Below are 17937 nucleotides of genomic sequence, written 5' to 3' on the forward strand. Positions count from 1 at the left end.
GATAGTGACGTAGCAAGAGAATTATTGATGCCAAACATACAGACTCAAGACCCGAAATTTTTTCTGCAAATGGCTACCCCTGAAGACGCGGCATTAGTGGTTAGCTTCATGAAAAAGCTGGGAGCGTTTCAGAAAATGTCCGATAAAATTACCGCTACACCTGAGCGAATAGAGCGGCTGCTTGCAGCTAAGCAGGGCGAAGCTGTATTTGGCGTTTACGATGGAACAACAGTTGGCTTTGCCTACTTCCATCAGAAAAGCTCGGCTTTTACTGGGCGCTTAGGGTTATACATTGATGGATTCTTTATTGATGAGTCTATGCGCGGAAAAAGATTGGGCAATATTATGATGCAGTTTTTGTCAAAACATGCACTTGATCGTGGATGTGAAATGCTTGAATGGGGTTGTTTGGATTGGAATACCCCTGCTATCGAATTTTACCAAAAATTAGGCGCTTACTGTGTTGATACGATGCGCATCTATCGCTTATCACCAGAGAATTTGACAGCTAACGCGTTGTTATTTAAAGGCTGACCTAGTGTGACGCTCGGCAGTTCAAGGCTCTTTATTCCGCCAAAGCCGCCGGCCTCAAGCGGATTGAGCGAGCCCAGGGACACTTATGAGCAGATAGGGTGTGGCACTTTCGAAGTCTAGCGTTGGTAGGGGTTGTGTTTAACAGAGTGTTCGGACCAGTAATGATATGAAAAAAATAATCATTTTAATTATTGTCGTGTTTCTGGGATATGAATACATCCAAGAAAACGGTGTTGATTTACCGAATAGTTCATCATTGCGTAGCGGTAATGACAGTAGTATTCAGACAGCCTACAACAACAGACAAAGCGATCTTCAGGTTCAGGGTGAAGGTATTGTAACAACAGTTTTACCTGATGACCGTGAAGGTTCACAGCACCAGAAATTCATATTAAAGCTGGAAACTGGGCAGACACTGTTGATAGCGCACAATATCGATTTGGCACCTAGGATAAGCGGCTTAGCCTCAGGTGATACCGTTGAATTTTATGGTGAGTATGAGTGGAACGCCAAAGGTGGTGTTATTCACTGGACACATCATGATCCGAATAATCGCCACATCGGTGGTTGGTTAAAGCACAAGGGTAGAATATATCAGTAGCAATATGACTAGCTCTACACCAGTGGATGTAGTAACTGTCGCACTGGCTTTCCTGTGGCTGGCTATTACGCATTGATTATTAGACTTCAAAAACAAAAGGCCGAGAGTATTATGCCTCCGCAAAACTGATAACTGAAACTAAATGTAATAAATTGAAATTAATATTCATTACGTTTAGCATTTTAGTTATTCAACCATTCATCCTTTCCATATTATACTTACCATCGAGTTTTAAGGCCGCTTTCGGCTGGTTATTATATTGAGTTATAAACATAGGGGTTTTCTAACCCCCCGATGGATATCATCATAGGAAAGGAAAGCTGTATGAATAAGTATGGTGCAGAGTTTTTTGGGACGTTCTGGCTGGTGCTCGGTGGTTGTGGCAGTGCGGTTTTAGCAGCAACTTTTCCAGACGTTGGTATCGGACTGCTTGGCGTATCTCTGGCATTTGGTTTGACTGTCCTTACAATGGCATACGCTATCGGACATATATCTGGTTGCCACCTCAACCCGGCCGTATCTATTGGGCTCTGGGCTGGTGGTCGTTTTCCAGCAAAAGAGCTTTTACCTTACATTGTTGCACAAGTTTTGGGTGGCATAGTTGCGGGTGGTGTCCTGTACCTGATTGCCACTGGTAAAGCTGGCTTTGATGTCTCAGCAGGGTTTGCTTCAAACGGGTATGGTGCGCATTCACCGGGTGAATACAGTTTGTTTGCTGCACTGATCACCGAAATGGTCATGACCATGATGTTTCTCCTGGTGATTCTTGGCGCCACTGACAAGCGTGCACCACAAGGTTTCGCACCGATTGCAATTGGTTTATGCCTAACGCTGATTCACTTGATTAGCATTCCGGTTACCAACACATCGGTGAATCCTGCACGTAGTACAGGTGTTGCTCTATTCGTCGGCGATTGGGCGATTGCGCAGCTTTGGCTTTTCTGGGTGGCTCCGATCCTTGGCGGTATGCTGGGTGCAGTAATCTATCGCTTTATCGGTAGCGAAAAAAACTAGTCGGAAAAATCCCCGGCAGAAGTCTCTGTTTTCCTTCCCCTTTGATTATCTGGCTCATAGAGTCAGATAATCCCATCACCCAGAAAAATCAGATCCTATTGATCGTATAAGAAAATACTGAAGCTGGATATGCAAGCTATTCTAATATAGGCTAATCTGAGATAAATGGGATAATTTAATAATATTTAAAAATATGGTGCACCGGTGAAAAAATTCTTACTGGTATTATCTGTGGTGTTGTCGGTTTTTTTTGTAGAAACGGTCAGCGCCAATTTCGTGGCTGTGTCGATGCCTAAATTCGATGATAACTTCCAGACAGTCCTTCGTGAGAATATCGAGGCACGAGCGGATCAGCTTAATCTCATTGTATATGTGGGCAATGCAGAGGATCAGCTGGAGCAGCAATTGGAACAGATCAGGCACTTTGTTGAGGCTGAAGCGGATGCAATTATTGTGTTGCCCGTACTCACAACTCCAGACGCAATCAATCAAATGCTGGAGGCACGAGGGAACAGCGATATACCGATGGTGTTCCTGCAAAGGCTTCCCGAAATTGACACTTACCCTGAGAAGGTAGTGTATCTGGGTTCTGATGAAACTGAATCAGGAAGCATGCAAATGGAAGAGCTGGCACGCCTGGCTGCCTACGAGGGTCAAGTTGCCATCCTTCAGGGCGCTGAAGGTAATCCGGCATCCACCGTTCGTACCGATTATGTGCGTGAAGTGGTCGACAAATACCCTGGAATGAGTGTTACGCTTCAAGAGCGTGGTAATTGGGCTAGGAATCAGGCGCTGACAATCGTTAAGCGCTGGCTTGATGAGTCTCCAGAGCAATTTTCCATTATTGCAGCTAATAACGATGAAATGGCACTTGGGGCGATCATGGCGTTTGAGCAGGCTGGTATCGATCCAAACCACTATCTTGTTGGCGGTATCGATGCAACCCGGGATGCGCTGGCTTCCATGCAGAAAGACCTTCTTGATGTAACGGTTCTTCAGGATGCAGCCAGTCAGGGCAAAGGGGCAATCGATGCGGCACTGGCAATGATAAATGGCCGTGAGGTACCGGAGAAGATATGGGTGCCATTTCGTCTGGTGACGCCGGAGAATATACAGCAGTTCGTGGAATAATATAAATATCATCGCTTTAGAGAAGGTTTTAATATGAACTCTTTTTCTCTGGTTCGGAAAATTTCGCTGGGTTTTTTTGTGCTCCTGCTATTGCTCGTTGTTATTGCCGGTTCGAGTTTGTTTTCCATGCTCGCAATCAATGCAGAGATAGGGAATCTGAATGGCGAAGCCGTTCCTCTTTCCCGCGCAGCCGGAGAAACAGAGAGCTCTTTGTTGCGTGCGGACCAGACCCTGAATCTCGCACTGAGATCTCAAAATACTGAAAAAGTTAACCAGCAGTCTGAACAGTTCAAGGGTAATTTTTCTAATGTGCTTGCCGCGCTGGATTCCATTCCCGCGCCGGTACTGGCGAAAGAACCCGAGATTGCTGAAAAAGTATTGGAGGCTAAGGCGGCAGCGGCAGCTTATGCGGAATTTGCAAACACCCTGATGGGTCTTCAAGTTGATAAGCTGGAAAACGATCAGAGGGTCTTCAACGGTATTAATCGTGTCGGCAAACTTGACCGTCAACTGAGCAAATACCTGGATAAATATCTCAACAGCTCCCTTAGTCGCCGCAATCCAGATTTGAAACTGGTACTCGAAACCCTGAGCCGTTCAACGCGCAGTGTTTTGAATGGAATGACCAACTATCTTGCAGACCATGATCTGGAGGCCCTGAATCTTGCCGTCGAAGGACAGGAACTGATCATTCGAGAAAACTATGATGCACTAGTTGGATTCAATGAGGACCTGGGTAAACTTTTTAGTTTGATGATTCCGCAGTTGCTACATGACCTGGAATCAGAGCAGGGATTGCTGCAGAGTTATCGGGCTCAGGTTGAAATTAACAGCGCGATTGATGCGCGTTGGAATGATGCCGTCAACGAGGTTGATCATGCGTTAGAAGATTTGTCTGTTTTGTCTGCAACCAGTGACAGGCTGTTGCTCCGGTCTCAGTCGGTGTCAGATGAAACACTTGAACGTAGCTTATTATGGCTTTGGGTTGCAGCTGGGGTTGCTGTTTTATTGACCTTGGTAATAGCGGTTCTGATAGCCCGCTCGATTAAAAGCAGTCTTCATGCTTTCAGATCACAATTGGTAAAAATGACTGATGGTGATATGACGGTCAGCTTTGATGCTGCCCGCAAGGATGAGTTTGGTGAGCTTGGCGGCTATCTGAATGAACTGAGTGCAACACTGCACAAGACTCTAAAGGAAATAGCGCAGATTTCCGAGCTGCTGGAGGAAAAATCACAGAACAATGCTGACTACAGTGCTTCCACAACCAGTGGCGTGGATAAACAGCAGGCCTTACTAGAAACAACGGCCTCGGCAATGACGGAAATGGAAAGTGCTGTTCAGGAAATTGCCAATAGAAGTCAGCATACTCTGGAGGTTGCTGAGCGCTCCAAGTGTCTGATGGATAATGTCAAATTAAGGATTAATACCTCCTCAGAGAGTATTCGCAGTCAGGCGGTGCAGATAAATGATGCCTCGGAGAAAACGGCTGAACTGAATGAGTATGGTACGAAGATCGACAGCATCGTCGATACCATCCATAACATCGCTGATCAGACTAATCTTCTGGCGCTCAACGCTGCGATAGAGGCGGCTCGTGCTGGCGATAATGGTCGTGGTTTTTCGGTGGTCGCTGATGAAGTTAGAACCCTGGCCGCACGCACCCAGCAATCCACCAGCGAAATCCAATCTATGGTCGAGTTGATGCAGAAACTGATCAGTGCCGTTGTTAATGTTATGGAGAAAAGTCAGTCGCAGAGCCAGGTTAGTCTCGAAGCGGCTGCGTCTGCCGAAAGTGGTTTGGTCGAGATGAATACCGCTATATCCGATATTGTAGAAATGAACGTGCAGATCGCCAGTGCTACCGAGGAACAGAGCTATACCGCACGTGAAATCAGTGAAAGTATTGTCTCGATCAATGAGGCGGCGGAGAGCAATGCATCAGATGCTAGATCTAGTACACAGATTGCTGATGAGCTAAAAGGTATGGCCGAGCGTCAGCGCTCCCTCATAGCTCACTTTAAGCTATAAGCTGTTTACAGCTATTTTTCGGGCTACAATGCGGCCTGACGAGCAAAGTTAAGGGATTCCAAACATGAACTATGATGAGTTCAATCACTTTTGTGGTTCTTTTCCAGCGACAACCCACGTTGTGCAATGGGGAGATTCTCATGTATGGAAAGTGGGTGGTAAGGTATTTGCTATTGGTGGTTGGGGAAAGAACAAACAACCGGCATTCACATTTAAAGTTTCAGATTTGAACTTTGATTTTCTAAGCGATCTGGATGGCTATATTCCTGCACCTTACTTTGCAAACCGTGGTATGAAATGGATACAGCAAATAGGCACATCCAGTGAGTTGGATGAAGAGCTAATATATTATTTATCAGAATCTTATCGCATTGTGTCACTCGGTTTAAGTAAGCGTAAACAAAAAGAATTGGGGTTAAACCCTCGGTAACCTATGCGATTAATCCTGGCTTTATTTATATTCTTTCCTGTGTTGGCAATGGCACAAGACAGTACCTGTTACGGCACGACTTCCAATGGCAGGTTAGAGAATGCTGCGCAATTGCCGTCTAGCGGGACTAACTATGAAGGTTACAGTTCAATTGCTCGCTTGGCAGGAAGAACCTATGTTCATTCTGCAGTAAGAGATATTGTGGTGTCTGCCTACAAGGATCTTGAGAGTGAGCAGCCGGATAAAGTCTACAAATATGCGGAGACGGGTTTTAGAGAGGGAGGACCGTTCAGTCCGCATAAGACCCACATGAATGGTCTTTCTGTAGACTTTATGGTTCCAGTCATCAATTCGGATGGTCGCTCTGTTCATCTGCCCACTCATTCTCTCAACAAGTTTGGTTACAACATAGAGTTTGACGAAAATAGTCATTACGACGGATTGCAGATCGATTATGAGGCGATGGCTGCCCATATCGTGGCGTTGCATCAGCAATCTAAATCACGAGGGTATGATCTGTGGCGGGTGATATTTGATCCTGAGTTGCAGCCCAACCTGTTCAGCACTCAGTATGCAGAGTACCTGCGTAGTAATATTGAGTTTTCCACCAGGCGATCCTGGGTGCGCCATGATGAGCATTATCACATCGACTTTGATGTACCTTGTGATCAACTGTAGCTGTGGGCCCTGGCATTTATTAAAACTCATGTAAGAGTCATGGACTGAAAAATGATATTTATATTCTATGGGTTTGCAATTCTGTCATTGGTGGTGGGCACTGCAGCCATTTACATGACCCTCATTCAGTCATTTCCGGTGCAGTGGCTGTATTATCACTATTTCATCAGAAAACCTATTACCTGGAGCATTCTTGTTGGCGGTGGAGTCGCTACGGTTCTGATAACCTGGAAAACCGGTGAGTTTCCTCTGTGGACACTGTTGCCTCTCATGCTGATGGGGTTGGCCGTGGTTTTAGCCTACCGAATGCATCAGGAAAGCGCCTTTAAAGCCGTAGATTTCCCAGTGATGGCCAATGACCCATTAAACCTGCCGCTTCAGGACGATATGCAGTTGGGGGTGATTGAATACAACGGGGTTACAAAGGCATATCCGTTGGACTATGTGATACATCACCACATCATTAATGATCGCTTTGGCGATCGTCTTGTTGCATTAACCTATTGTGCCATGTGTCACAGTATTATCCCTTTTGATGTGAGCGACATAGGGCCACTGTTTGTTGGATCGTTCAAAAATGCCAATATGATTGTGGCTGATAGAAAGACTAAGACATTTTTTCAGCAAGCTACCTTCGAATCCATCATAGGCAGGCTACATCCTCGTACATTGACGATGATTCCTTTTCAGATTTTACCCTGGGCTGAAGTGAAACAGCTGAGTCCTTGCCCTCAACTGGTCAAGGTAACGAAACAGGACTTTAAGGAATTTCAGCTGCCTGTTCCTGGAGTCTGGAAAAACATCTTAGCCAGTGAATTTACACCGGGACTGTCTGCAACACAGCGAGATACTACCTTTCCCGCCAGAACGCGTGTAGTGGGCATTATCGATAACATTGCTCAACCTCAGGTGGCGTATCTTAAAGAAGAATTGCTAACGCAAGGCGTGATCACAAACGATGAGCTGGATGTTGTTCTTGTTGCCGTAAGCAACACCGTACTTGGCTTTAAACGCTCAGTAGCCGGAGCACCTGTAAATATTACCCTGAATGCCGATAACACCCTTGCTGATATCTCCAGCGGAACAGTATGGGATATTCGGGGTAAGTATATGGCCGGTGAGGTAACAGCAGATCTGATGCCGATAGCCATCTCTGATGAGTATTGGTTTTCCTGGAAGCTATTTCATTCCGGCAGCACACTCATTCGGCTGTAATTTCCAAACGGCCTGGGTAGCAATTGCTTTCATCGATCTCACCGTGAGAGTTTGACCTATACTGAGTTCAGTATTTAATAGATGGACTCGCTTTAGGTTCCCGAGGAGATCACATGAAACTGGAAGATCAGGCATTTAACTCCCTGCTCAAGTACACCAAAGCCTTGTCTGTTGCATTGGGTTACCGCGATCTTTCAACCCAACTCCATTCAGAGCGGGTGCAAGGTCTTTCTGTGAGTCTTGGGAAATCGTGTGGTCTGTCACATAATGAGATTAATACGCTTATTGTTGCCGCTTCGTTCCACGACATAGGTAAAATAGGCATACCCGACCACATCCTGCTCAAGCCTTCTAAACTTGATAAAACTGAGTGGGAAACGATGAAACAGCACTCCGAAATCGGAGAGGAGATAATGCGCGCCACTGAACTCGAGGGCTCGCAACAGGCGGCGCTGTTGATTCGTCATCACCACGAGCATTACAACGGTATGGGCTATCCAGATAACCTATCTGGAGAAAAAATTCCGATTTGTTCGCGCATTATCAGCATTGCCGACAGCTATGACGCCATAGCCGTGAAAAGGTCCTATCATCACGTACGAACGCACTCGAAAATCATGGATATATTGCATCAAGAAACCGGAGAAAAGTATGACCCGGACCTTATGCGAGTGTTTGCTGAAATTATAGAATCCAGCCAGTTCAGGGCGGCAAAAACTTAATTCATTCATCAACACGGACCTCGGTTATAGAAACATGTTACCTTCAGAGTGCCATCAAACAGGTACAATCCGTCTGGTCAGCTATACTGATCTCATCAGTTTACTTGGGACCAAGGAGGCAACATCATGTCATCAGCTTATGCAAAATCAGCAACGCTAGAGCATCAAGGGCGTTCATATCAGTACTATCCTTTTAATGCCCTGACTGACAAGTTCAACCCACAGCGCCTACCTTACAGTTTGAAAATCCTGCTGGAGAACATGCTTCGTCATGCTAATCAGGACTTTGTCACCGATGAAGATATCGAAGCGCTGGTTAACTGGCAGCCAAAGGCCGAGCCGGACAAGGAAATTGCCTTTGTGCCTGCGCGCGTGTTGCTACAGGACTTTACCGGTGTACCCGCCATTGTGGATCTTGCTGTCATGCGCGATGCCATGCAGCAGCTTGGCAAGCCAGCGGATAGAATTAACCCGCTTACCCCCGTCGAACTGGTGATCGATCACTCGGTGATGGTGGACGAATACGGTGCCGCTGATTCTTTCAGAAAAAATACTGACATAGAGATGCAGCGTAACAAGGAACGCTATCAGTTCCTGCGTTGGGGCCAGCAGGCCTTTGATAATTTCAAGGTAGTGCCGCCAGGTACCGGCATCGTTCATCAGGTCAATCTGGAATATCTGGCCAGAGTGACCTTCGAGCGCGACGGTGTGCTTTATCCTGATTCGTTAGTGGGCACTGATTCCCATACCACGATGATCAATGGCCTCGGAATTCTCGGCTGGGGAGTAGGCGGCATCGAAGCCGAAGCGGCCATGTTAGGCCAGCCCATCAGTATGCTGATCCCCCAGGTGGTCGGTGTGAAACTCAGTGGCTCTATGCCCGAAGGGGTTACCGCGACCGATCTGGTGCTGACTGTGACTGAACAGCTGCGCAAATTGGGCGTGGTGGGTAAGTTTGTGGAGTTCTTCGGCCCGGGCCTAAAGCAGCTCAGCCTGGCTGATCGTGCCACCATCGCCAATATGGCCCCGGAATACGGCGCTACCTGCGGTATCTTCCCGGTTGATGAAGAAACATTGAATTATATGCGCCTGACTGGCCGTAATGATGAACACATAGAGCTGGTGCGCCGCTATATGCAGCACATGGGTATGTGGCACGATGACAGCTCGCCTGAAGCAGAATATTCAGATTTATTAGTGCTGGATTTATCTGCACTGGTACCATCCATCGCCGGGCCAAAACGGCCACAAGACAGAATCAGTTTGACCGATACCAAAACCGAATTTGCCACATTGGCCAGCAATCATCAGGAAGCGCAAAAGCAACTGATTGGCCGGTTTGAAAATGAAGGTGGCAGCACCGCGGTAGGGAATGAAGATGCCAGTGAGACGGATAACAACACCATCAAACATGGGGGAGAAGCCTTCACCCTGAGCCATGGTGATGTAGTGATTGCGGCTATAACCAGTTGCACCAACACCTCTAATCCGGCTGTGCTGATGGCCGCCGGCCTGCTGGCAAGAAAGGCCAGGGAACTGGGGCTGAAAACCAAGCCTTGGGTAAAGACGAGTCTGGCGCCTGGCTCACAGGTTGTAACCGGCTATCTGGAACAAGCTGGCCTGATGGATGATCTCGAAGCGCTGGGCTTTTATCTGGTGGGTTACGGCTGTACCACCTGTATCGGTAATGCCGGTCCTTTGCCCGAACCTGTCAGTAAAGCCATTAAACAGAAAAATCTGTTGGTTGCTGCAGTACTCTCCGGCAACCGTAACTTCGAAGGGCGCATTCATCAGGATGTACATGCCAACTACCTGGCTTCGCCTCCGTTGGTGGTGGCTTATGCCCTGGCTGGCAGCATGAATATCGATTTTTATAATGATCCCCTGGGGCAAGATACCCAAGGCAAGGATGTGTACCTTAAAGACATCTGGCCCAACAGCAAAGAAATTCAGCAATGTATCCATGCCAATATTCATGCCAAGGACTTTACCGAGAGTTATGCCGATGTCTTTAAAGGCGATGCCAACTGGCGCAATCTGGAGGTCAACGACTCGGATCGCTATCAGTGGCCAGATTCCAGCTATATACGTAAACCGCCTTTCTTTGACGGGATTAAGGCCGAGCCTGATGAGGTGCCGGTGATACATGATGCCCGTTGCCTTGTCAAAGTAGCTGACAGTATTACCACCGACCATATTTCTCCGGCAGGTGCGATCAAGTCTGATAGCCCGGCAGGTGAGTATCTGCAACAGCAGGGGATAGCGCCCAAAGACTTTAACTCCTATGGTTCCAGACGCGGTAATCATGAAGTGATGATGCGTGGTACCTTCGCCAATGTCAGACTGAAGAACCAGCTGGCACCGGGCACTGAAGGCAGTGCCACCCATTATTTTCCTGATGACAAGCCAATGTCGATCTACGCGGCAGCAATGAAGTATAAGGAGCAGGGTACGCCGCTGGTGATACTGGCAGGTAAGGAATACGGTACCGGCTCCTCAAGGGATTGGGCAGCCAAGGGGCCGGCTTTACTAGGAGTGAAACTGGTGATTGCCCAAAGCTACGAGCGTATACACCGCTCCAATCTGGTGGGGATGGGTATTCTGCCGCTGGAGTTTGTCGATGGACAAAGTGCCGACTCTCTGGATCTTGATGGCAGTGAGTATTTCACTGTGCCTGCAGTGGACCAGGACAGCAAGCGGGTGACGGTAACAGCCAGAAAAGAGAACGGTGAAGAGGTGAGCTTCGAGGCCAAAGTGCGCATAGATACGCCCAATGAGTTCCAGTACTACTTGCATGGCGGCATACTGCACTTTGTACTGCGTAAGCTGGCTCAGTAGCTAAGAAAATGCTCAGAGCCATACGTTTGATCTGTGGCTCTGAGCTGTATTGTCATTCGAGCATGCTTGTATAGATGATGATTATCATTATTGAAAAAAGTAAAACTTAGATGTAGGTTGGGATTTTTAAAGTTGCATATGATATTGAAAATTCAGAGTATTCAAGTGGAAAAATCAGAATACCGGCCCCGCAAAACCCTCAGGCTAGCTGGCACACAGCCAATGATTTAGACTTTCAGAAAGTCGGCTCACTCTGGTGGAACAGGGTTGATATTATTTCAAATGAGAACTGATTAAATGATGAAAAGTTTTACCGATGGTATGCAGTATTTAGATGCTCAATTCAAAAAACTTGAATTGCCAGATACACATTACACAGATATAGAGTTTGAAGAGTGTTTGTTTGAAGACTGTGACTTTTCTCGGGCAAAATTTAAGCAGTGCAAATTCATTAATTGCGACTTTATCCGTTGTAATCTGAGCTTGATAGATTTAACTGGCAGCAAGCTTTTCGGAGCTACATTTCAAGAGAGCAAGCTGATAGGTGTTGACTGGACCAAAGCCACCTGGCCTGTGTACCACCTTGATTTTGAGTTGAAATTCCAACGTTGCATTTTGAATGACTCATCATTTTTCGGACTGACGTTAAACGAACTGATTGCAGATGCGTGCAAACTACATGAGGTGGATTTTCGGGAAGGGGATTTCAGAAAATCAACCCTGAGTGGTTGCGACTTTACCCATAGCTTGTTTATGAATACGAACTTGGAAAACGTTGATTTCAGTGAATCAACTGACTTTGCAATCAATGTGTTAGAGAACAAAGTTAAAGGTGCCAGGTTTTCACGTTATGAGGCATCAAGTTTGTTGGAGTTATTGGGAATAGAGCTAGTCGATTAACTTCCAGGCGGGTTAAATCACACCGCAAGAATCGGAGTGTTGCCGCTTGCAAATCCGCCTAAATTAAGTGCATTCAAGCAACGGAAGGAAGAATGCACATGAAAGCCGTAAATCGTTCCATGGGGCCGCTAGAGTGGTTTCTGCTGATCGCCTTGTCAGTGCTCTGGGGAGGATCATTCTTTTTCGTCGAGGTGGCCGTTGAGGCCCTTGGACCACTGACTATCGTTGCGCTACGGGTCGGGTTAGCGGCGGTAGCGCTCAACTTGATTGTTGTGGCAATGGGGTTAAGGATGCCGATAAATCGGCAAGTGTGGACAGCCTTTCTGGGCATGGGGTTTCTCAATAACATGGTACCCTTTAGCCTGATTGTTTGGGGTCAAGTACATATCACCAGCGGCCACGCATCAATTCTTAACGCCTCAACCCCTTTCTTTACCGTGATCGCCGCGCACTATTTAACCTGTGATGAAAAGCTGACTGGGGGGCGTCTTTTAGGCGTCATGCTCGGTATCGCAGGTGTTGCAGCAATGGTGGGTGCCGATGCGCTTGCGGGCATCAACACTCACACTCTCGCTCAGCTTGCTGTGCTCGGTGCGGCGATCTCCTACGCTTGCGCTGGTATCTTCGGTCGGCGCTTTCGCACACTGGGTTGCTCTCCTTTGGTGACGGCCACGGGCCAGGTGACAGCTTCAGCGCTCGTGCTGTTTCCTTTAGCACTTGTGGTTGAGCAGCCTTGGGGGCAGCCTTTGCCCGGCGTAGAAGTTTGGGGGGCGGTTATCGGACTCGCCTTGTTTTCCACAGCACTCGCCTATATCCTTTATTTCCGCATTTTGGCGACAGCTGGTGCGACCAATTTATTACTCGTAACCTTCCTTATCCCAATTAGCGCCATTCTGCTCGGTACTGCAATTCTCGGTGAGCAGTTCGAGCCGAAACACCTTATCGGGATGGGGCTTATCGGACTTGGACTGGCAGCGATTGATGGACGACCCTTGGCTTGCTTGCGACGCAAACTGGCTCGTAGCGAATAAAATCGGAGGCTTTAGGGATGACAAATAATACTAAGGCGTCGGTGGCACTTATTGTTCAAGCCTGTCGTCATATAGAACAGGCGGAGACAGCTCCGACGCTGGAGCAGCTTGCCGCAGAGGCTAACTTGAGTCCCTGGTACTTCCACCGCCTGTTCAAGGAGATCGTTGGAGTGACTCCAAAACAATATGCCACCAGGCAACAGACGCAGCGCTTTCGGGACAGCCTGAACAGTGAACAGACAGTCACTGAGGCAATCTACAATGCTGGCTTTAGTTCAAGCAGCCGTGCTTACGATAAATCACGAGATCGTCTTGCCATGACCCCATCCGACTATCGAAAAGCAGCCGAGGGTTTGACGATTCGTTACGCTACGGCAGCGTGCTTTCTGGGCTGGATCATTGTGGCCGTGACTGAGCGCGGCATTTGTGCCATCGAGTTTGGCGACGACCCGAAAAGTTTGCCTGCGCTGGTACAAGCGCGTTTCAGCAAAGCGTTTCTGCAAGAGGGCGGGTCAGAGCTCACGGCTGTAATTGAATCAGTTATCTCTTTTATAGAAGCGCCGGACAGTGCAATTGAACTGCCCCTGGACATTCAGGGCACTGCATTCCAGGAACGTGTCTGGAATGCGCTGCGCTCAGTCCCAGCGGGTAGTACCGTAAGCTATACTGATATAGCTTGTCAGATTGGCTCCCCTAAAGCTGTACGTGCCGTAGCACAAGCCTGTGCGGCCAATAAACTTGCGGTCGTCATACCTTGTCATCGCGTGGTTCGCAGTGATGGTAATTTAAGCGGCTATCGATGGGGTGTGGAGCGCAAACGGGCGCTACTTCGGCATGAGAAAGACAACAAGGGATGACACCTTTATTGTTTTCTGTTGTCTTCACATGCTCCCCGCCACAGCCATATTCAGCCCATTAACATAAGTCTGGTGATGACGAGCATGCTGAAATTCTGATCGCCTGTGATACATTTGTTATCTTTCCGCGATACACTGTTTAACACTCCGTGACTCTCCTGTGATGCTCTAGAAGGATGATGTGTTTGCAGCCTGCCAGATCGGCAGGTTGGAACTCTTAGGGAGAGATAACTATGAATAAGCTCACTACAATCGCTGCAATGTGTCTGTTCGCCTTGATGGTTAGTGTCAGCCATGCGGATGAAATGATGCCCGAAGACGGGATGATGAAAGATGAGGTGCTGGAGTCAATGGATCATAATGACATGACGAAGGATGATATGTCGGATTCCATGGAACAAAACATGGATGCAGTGGAAATGCCAATGGATAACATGGAGATGGAAGACGATATGGAGATGATGGATGACATGGAAATGAACGACGACAGCATGAATTAACCAGAAGCCTTAAAGGACCCCTGAGCCAGGAAACTATGACTCGAAACGTACTGATAGTTGAAGATAACCCGGGTATAGGTGAGCTCGTGCGTATGCATGTAGCCGAACTAGGTATGACCCCCGTGCTTTGTGATCGAGGGGATACGGGTCTTGAACGGTTTCGTGAAGGTGATATTGATCTTGTGATTCTTGACCTGATGTTGCCCGGAATGGATGGATTATCGGTGTGTCGTGAGATACGTTCTGGCTCAGGCTATGTGCCAGTACTGATGCTTACCGCTAAAAGCACCGAGTTAGACCGGGTTCTGGGTTTGGAAATGGGGGCTGATGATTACCTCACCAAGCCCTTCAGCGTAGCCGAACTTGCTGCCAGGGTGAAAGCCCTGTTTCGGCGGGTGGATGCCATGGCTTCTGCGCCAGCGGTAGAAACCAGCCGTGACGAGTTAATAGTCGATGGGCTACGTATTGATCCAGTGAGCCGCCGCGTGTTTGTAACAGACCAGGAGGTGGAACTCACGGCACGAGAGTTTGATCTGCTGTGGCACTTTGCCAGCCATCCGGGCCGAGTATTTAGTCGTGTCCAATTGCTGGATACAGTCTGGGGTTACAACCACGAAGGTTACGAGCATACCGTGAATACTCACATCAATCGCTTGCGTGGCAAGATCGAAACCAATCCGGCTCAGCCGGAGTTTATCCAGACGGTCTGGGGGGTGGGCTATCGCTTTCGGGAATAACACATGCTGAAAACACTCTACACACGGCTGGCCTTGGGGCTGTTTTTGTTGTTACTCGCCGTTGGCCTGTTGTATACCTTTATCAGCCTCTATTCGTTGCGTGAATACAGTGCGTCAGTAAACCAGGAGTTGCACCGGGACCTGGCAAAGAATCTGGTATCAGACAGGAATCTGGTCAGTGAAGGACAGCTTGATAGAAGTGCCCTGGAGGAGCTGTTTGCACTCTACATGACCATCAACCCCAGCATCGAAATTTATCTGTTGGACCGGGATGGAAGCATTCTTTCCTACTCGGCTGATCCAGCAAAAATCAAACGTAAACAGGTCTCTCTGGAACCGCTTCGGCAGCTAATGGAAGACAAGAGCCGTTATCCCGTGCTGGGCGACGACCCCCGTAGCCATGATCGACAGAAAATATTTTCCGTAACCCCTGTGCCATCAGTAGAGAATCCGGATGGCTATCTTTACGTGGTGCTACGGGGTGAAGAATACGATGCCGCCGAAACCATGGCTCGTGGTGGTCAGGTGCTGGAATTGAGCGTCTGGGCTTTGCTGATCAGTCTGGCGGTAGTGATGGTGGCGGGGCTGGCTATTTTTCGATTGCTGACCCGCCGTCTGACAGCCTTGACGAGGCTAGTAGAGGCATTTGAAAATAGCAACATGAGTCATAAACCACTCATTACCTGGCGCGACAAGCGGCCCGTGGTATGTGATGAGATCGACTATCTGGGTGTTACTTTTGACGATATGGCTTGCCGGATTGCTTCCCAGATTGAGCAGCTAACCGAAAAGGATGCTCAGCGCCGTCAGTTGGTTGCCCAGGTGTCTCATGACCTACGTACCCCACTGGCTTCCATGCAGGGCTATATCGAAAGCCTGAAATTAAGGCGTGATCGTCTTAGTCAGGAAGAGCAGGACCGCTTTCTCGATATAGCCCTTAAGGAAGGTCAGCGCTTAAGCCGCCTGGTTGATGAATTGTTTGAGCTGGCTGCACTTGAAGCCCGGGAGAAACAGCCTGTTCCGGAGCCTTTTCCGCTTGCAGAACTGGTACATGACGTGGTGCAGAAACACGGCCAGATCGCTCAAGACAATCAACTGGAGCTTACCCTCAGCGGAGATCCGGAGCTGCCAACCGCCTACGCGGATCTAGCCATGACTGAACGTGTGCTGGATAACTTGATCGGTAATGCCATAGCTTACAGCCCTGCAGGAGGACACATAGAAGTGATCCTTGGTCAGGAAAGTGGCGTACCAGAGGTATGCGTGCGAGATACTGGTCCGGGTATTCCTGAGAAGGATCTGCCACATATTTTTGATCCTTTCTATCGAGGGGATTCTTCTGGAACTGGCCATGCCGGGCTCGGACTGGCGATCGCCCGCCGTATTATGGCGCTTCAGGGTGGTGATATCCGGGTTGAAAACCGTGCCACTGGGGGGGCTTCTTTCTGCATACGTTTACCTGTGTACACTCCAAATGAACCATCGTTATAAAAAAGTAATAAACAGGAGAACTGCCTGTGATGAATCTCATGCAAACTGATTACAATATTCACAGGCCAAAGAGGTTAAAATTATGAAACGCTATCTGTTGCCGATGACTGCTGCAGCTATCATTGGATTGGCGGGATTTCAACTGAATGCTTCCAGTGATATGGATTCGAAATACGCCCCAGATGACCCGGATCTGGCCATTGCCACCTTTGCTGGCGGGTGTTTCTGGTGTGTAGAAGAATCCTTCGAAAAAGTCCCCGGTGTGGTAGAGGCCGTATCCGGTTACAGCGGAGGTGATGAGGTCAATCCTAACTATCAGCAGGTTTCCGCTGGCCTTACAGGTCACACCGAGGCCGTACAGGTTTATTATGACTCAGAAGTGATTACCTATGAAGGGCTGTTGCAGGCGCTATGGCGGACTGCCAACCCGACAGATGCTGAAGGTCAGTATGTCGATCGAGGTGAACAATATCGTCCGGCGGTGTTTTACCACAACGACGCAGAGAAGCAAGCGGCTGAAGCCTCGGTCATGGCACTGGAAGAATCTGGTCGCTATGATAACCCTGTAGTGATCGAGATCGTGCCCTTCAAAGCATTCTACGATGCTGAGGATTATCACCAGGATTACTATGACAAGAACCCGCTGCGCTATAAATATTATACCTTCAACTCAGGGCGTTATCAGTTCATTGAGTCCGTCTGGGGAGAAGATCAGGCTGTAGATTATTCCCAGTATCGTCCACAAAATGACGATGGATTCAATCCTGTTACTTTCGAGAAACCGAGCGACAGTCTACTCAAGACCCAATTGACTGAGAAGCAGTATTATGTCACTCAGGAAGACGGCACTGAACGCGCCTTCAATAACGAATACAATGATGAGAAGCGACCCGGTATCTATGTAGATATTGTATCGGGCGAGCCATTGTTCTCATCGCGTGACAAGTATGACTCCGGTACGGGCTGGCCCAGCTTCACTCAACCTATCAAATCAGATTCGGTGGTAGAGAAAGAGGATAGAAGCTTCTTTACTGTTCGTACTGAAATTCGTAGTCGCTATGCTGACTCGCATCTGGGGCATGTGTTCAACGATGGTCCGGCCCCCACAGGCTTGCGCTATTGCATGAACTCGGCGGCGATGAGGTTCATTCCGCTGGAAGAGATGGAAGCACAGGGCTATGGTGCATTGATCAGTGAAGTAGAATAAGAATTTATAGCCTGTTAACG

The 17937-nt window shown here is 48.2% G+C and carries 17 protein-coding genes; all 17 read left to right on the forward strand.

Annotated features, from left to right (window positions below; all coding sequences use genetic code 11):
- The first annotated feature begins 27 nt into the window (after positions 1-27).
- Entirely contained in the window at positions 28-534 is a 507-nt protein-coding gene (locus F5I99_RS09140; protein WP_151055267.1) for a GNAT family N-acetyltransferase, read from the forward strand.
- 166 nt (positions 535-700) lie between these two features.
- Complete coding sequence (locus tag F5I99_RS09145) at positions 701-1135, forward strand: DUF3465 domain-containing protein (protein WP_151055270.1); 435 nt, start codon at positions 701-703, stop codon at positions 1133-1135.
- 324 nt (positions 1136-1459) lie between these two features.
- Complete coding sequence (gene aqpZ / locus F5I99_RS09150) at positions 1460-2149, forward strand: aquaporin Z (protein WP_151055272.1); 690 nt, start codon at positions 1460-1462, stop codon at positions 2147-2149.
- A 204-nt stretch (positions 2150-2353) separates the two neighbouring features.
- Positions 2354-3280 carry a substrate-binding domain-containing protein gene (locus F5I99_RS09155; protein WP_151055275.1) on the forward strand — a complete coding sequence of 309 codons (927 nt, stop codon included), beginning with the start codon at positions 2354-2356 and terminating at the stop codon, positions 3278-3280.
- A 33-nt stretch (positions 3281-3313) separates the two neighbouring features.
- Entirely contained in the window at positions 3314-5311 is a 1998-nt protein-coding gene (locus tag F5I99_RS09160; protein ID WP_151055278.1) for a methyl-accepting chemotaxis protein, read from the forward strand.
- Between the two features lie 64 nt (positions 5312-5375).
- The gene (locus F5I99_RS09165; protein WP_151055281.1) at positions 5376-5741 is read left to right on the forward strand and encodes an MmcQ/YjbR family DNA-binding protein; all 366 of its coding nucleotides are present in this window, start codon (positions 5376-5378) and stop codon (positions 5739-5741) included.
- Between the two features lie 48 nt (positions 5742-5789).
- On the forward strand, positions 5790-6419 hold the full coding sequence (locus F5I99_RS09170) for a penicillin-insensitive murein endopeptidase (protein ID WP_225307614.1): 630 nt from the start codon (positions 5790-5792) through the stop codon (positions 6417-6419).
- A gap of 51 nt (positions 6420-6470) precedes the next feature.
- A complete protein-coding gene (locus F5I99_RS09175) occupies positions 6471-7634 on the forward strand; it encodes a DUF3179 domain-containing (seleno)protein (protein WP_151055287.1) in 1164 nt (387 codons plus the stop codon).
- Between the two features lie 113 nt (positions 7635-7747).
- A complete protein-coding gene (locus tag F5I99_RS09180) occupies positions 7748-8356 on the forward strand; it encodes an HD-GYP domain-containing protein (protein ID WP_151055290.1) in 609 nt (202 codons plus the stop codon).
- Positions 8357-8482: 126 nt separating this feature from the next.
- Positions 8483-11194 carry an aconitate hydratase AcnA gene (gene acnA, locus F5I99_RS09185; RefSeq protein WP_151055293.1) on the forward strand — a complete coding sequence of 904 codons (2712 nt, stop codon included), beginning with the start codon at positions 8483-8485 and terminating at the stop codon, positions 11192-11194.
- A gap of 297 nt (positions 11195-11491) precedes the next feature.
- On the forward strand, positions 11492-12094 hold the full coding sequence (locus F5I99_RS09190; protein WP_225307615.1) for a pentapeptide repeat-containing protein: 603 nt from the start codon (positions 11492-11494) through the stop codon (positions 12092-12094).
- Positions 12095-12192: 98 nt separating this feature from the next.
- A complete protein-coding gene (locus F5I99_RS09195) occupies positions 12193-13125 on the forward strand; it encodes a DMT family transporter (protein WP_151055296.1) in 933 nt (310 codons plus the stop codon).
- A gap of 17 nt (positions 13126-13142) precedes the next feature.
- On the forward strand, positions 13143-13982 hold the full coding sequence (locus tag F5I99_RS09200) for a methylated-DNA--[protein]-cysteine S-methyltransferase (RefSeq protein WP_151055299.1): 840 nt from the start codon (positions 13143-13145) through the stop codon (positions 13980-13982).
- 233 nt (positions 13983-14215) lie between these two features.
- Positions 14216-14482, forward strand: coding sequence for a hypothetical protein (locus tag F5I99_RS09210; RefSeq protein ID WP_151055305.1), 267 nt, complete (start codon positions 14216-14218; stop codon positions 14480-14482).
- A gap of 35 nt (positions 14483-14517) precedes the next feature.
- Positions 14518-15219, forward strand: a complete 702-nt coding sequence (locus F5I99_RS09215; protein WP_151055308.1) for a response regulator transcription factor — start codon at positions 14518-14520, stop codon at positions 15217-15219.
- Positions 15220-15222: 3 nt separating this feature from the next.
- Complete coding sequence (locus tag F5I99_RS09220) at positions 15223-16710, forward strand: sensor histidine kinase (RefSeq protein ID WP_151055311.1); 1488 nt, start codon at positions 15223-15225, stop codon at positions 16708-16710.
- A gap of 82 nt (positions 16711-16792) precedes the next feature.
- Positions 16793-17917, forward strand: a complete 1125-nt coding sequence (gene msrB, locus F5I99_RS09225; protein WP_151055314.1) for a peptide-methionine (R)-S-oxide reductase MsrB — start codon at positions 16793-16795, stop codon at positions 17915-17917.
- Positions 17918-17937: the final 20 nt, after the last annotated feature.

Origin of the sequence: Nitrincola iocasae (assembly GCF_008727795.1) — a bacterium.
GTDB classification, from domain to species: domain Bacteria; phylum Pseudomonadota; class Gammaproteobacteria; order Pseudomonadales; family Balneatricaceae; genus Nitrincola; species Nitrincola iocasae.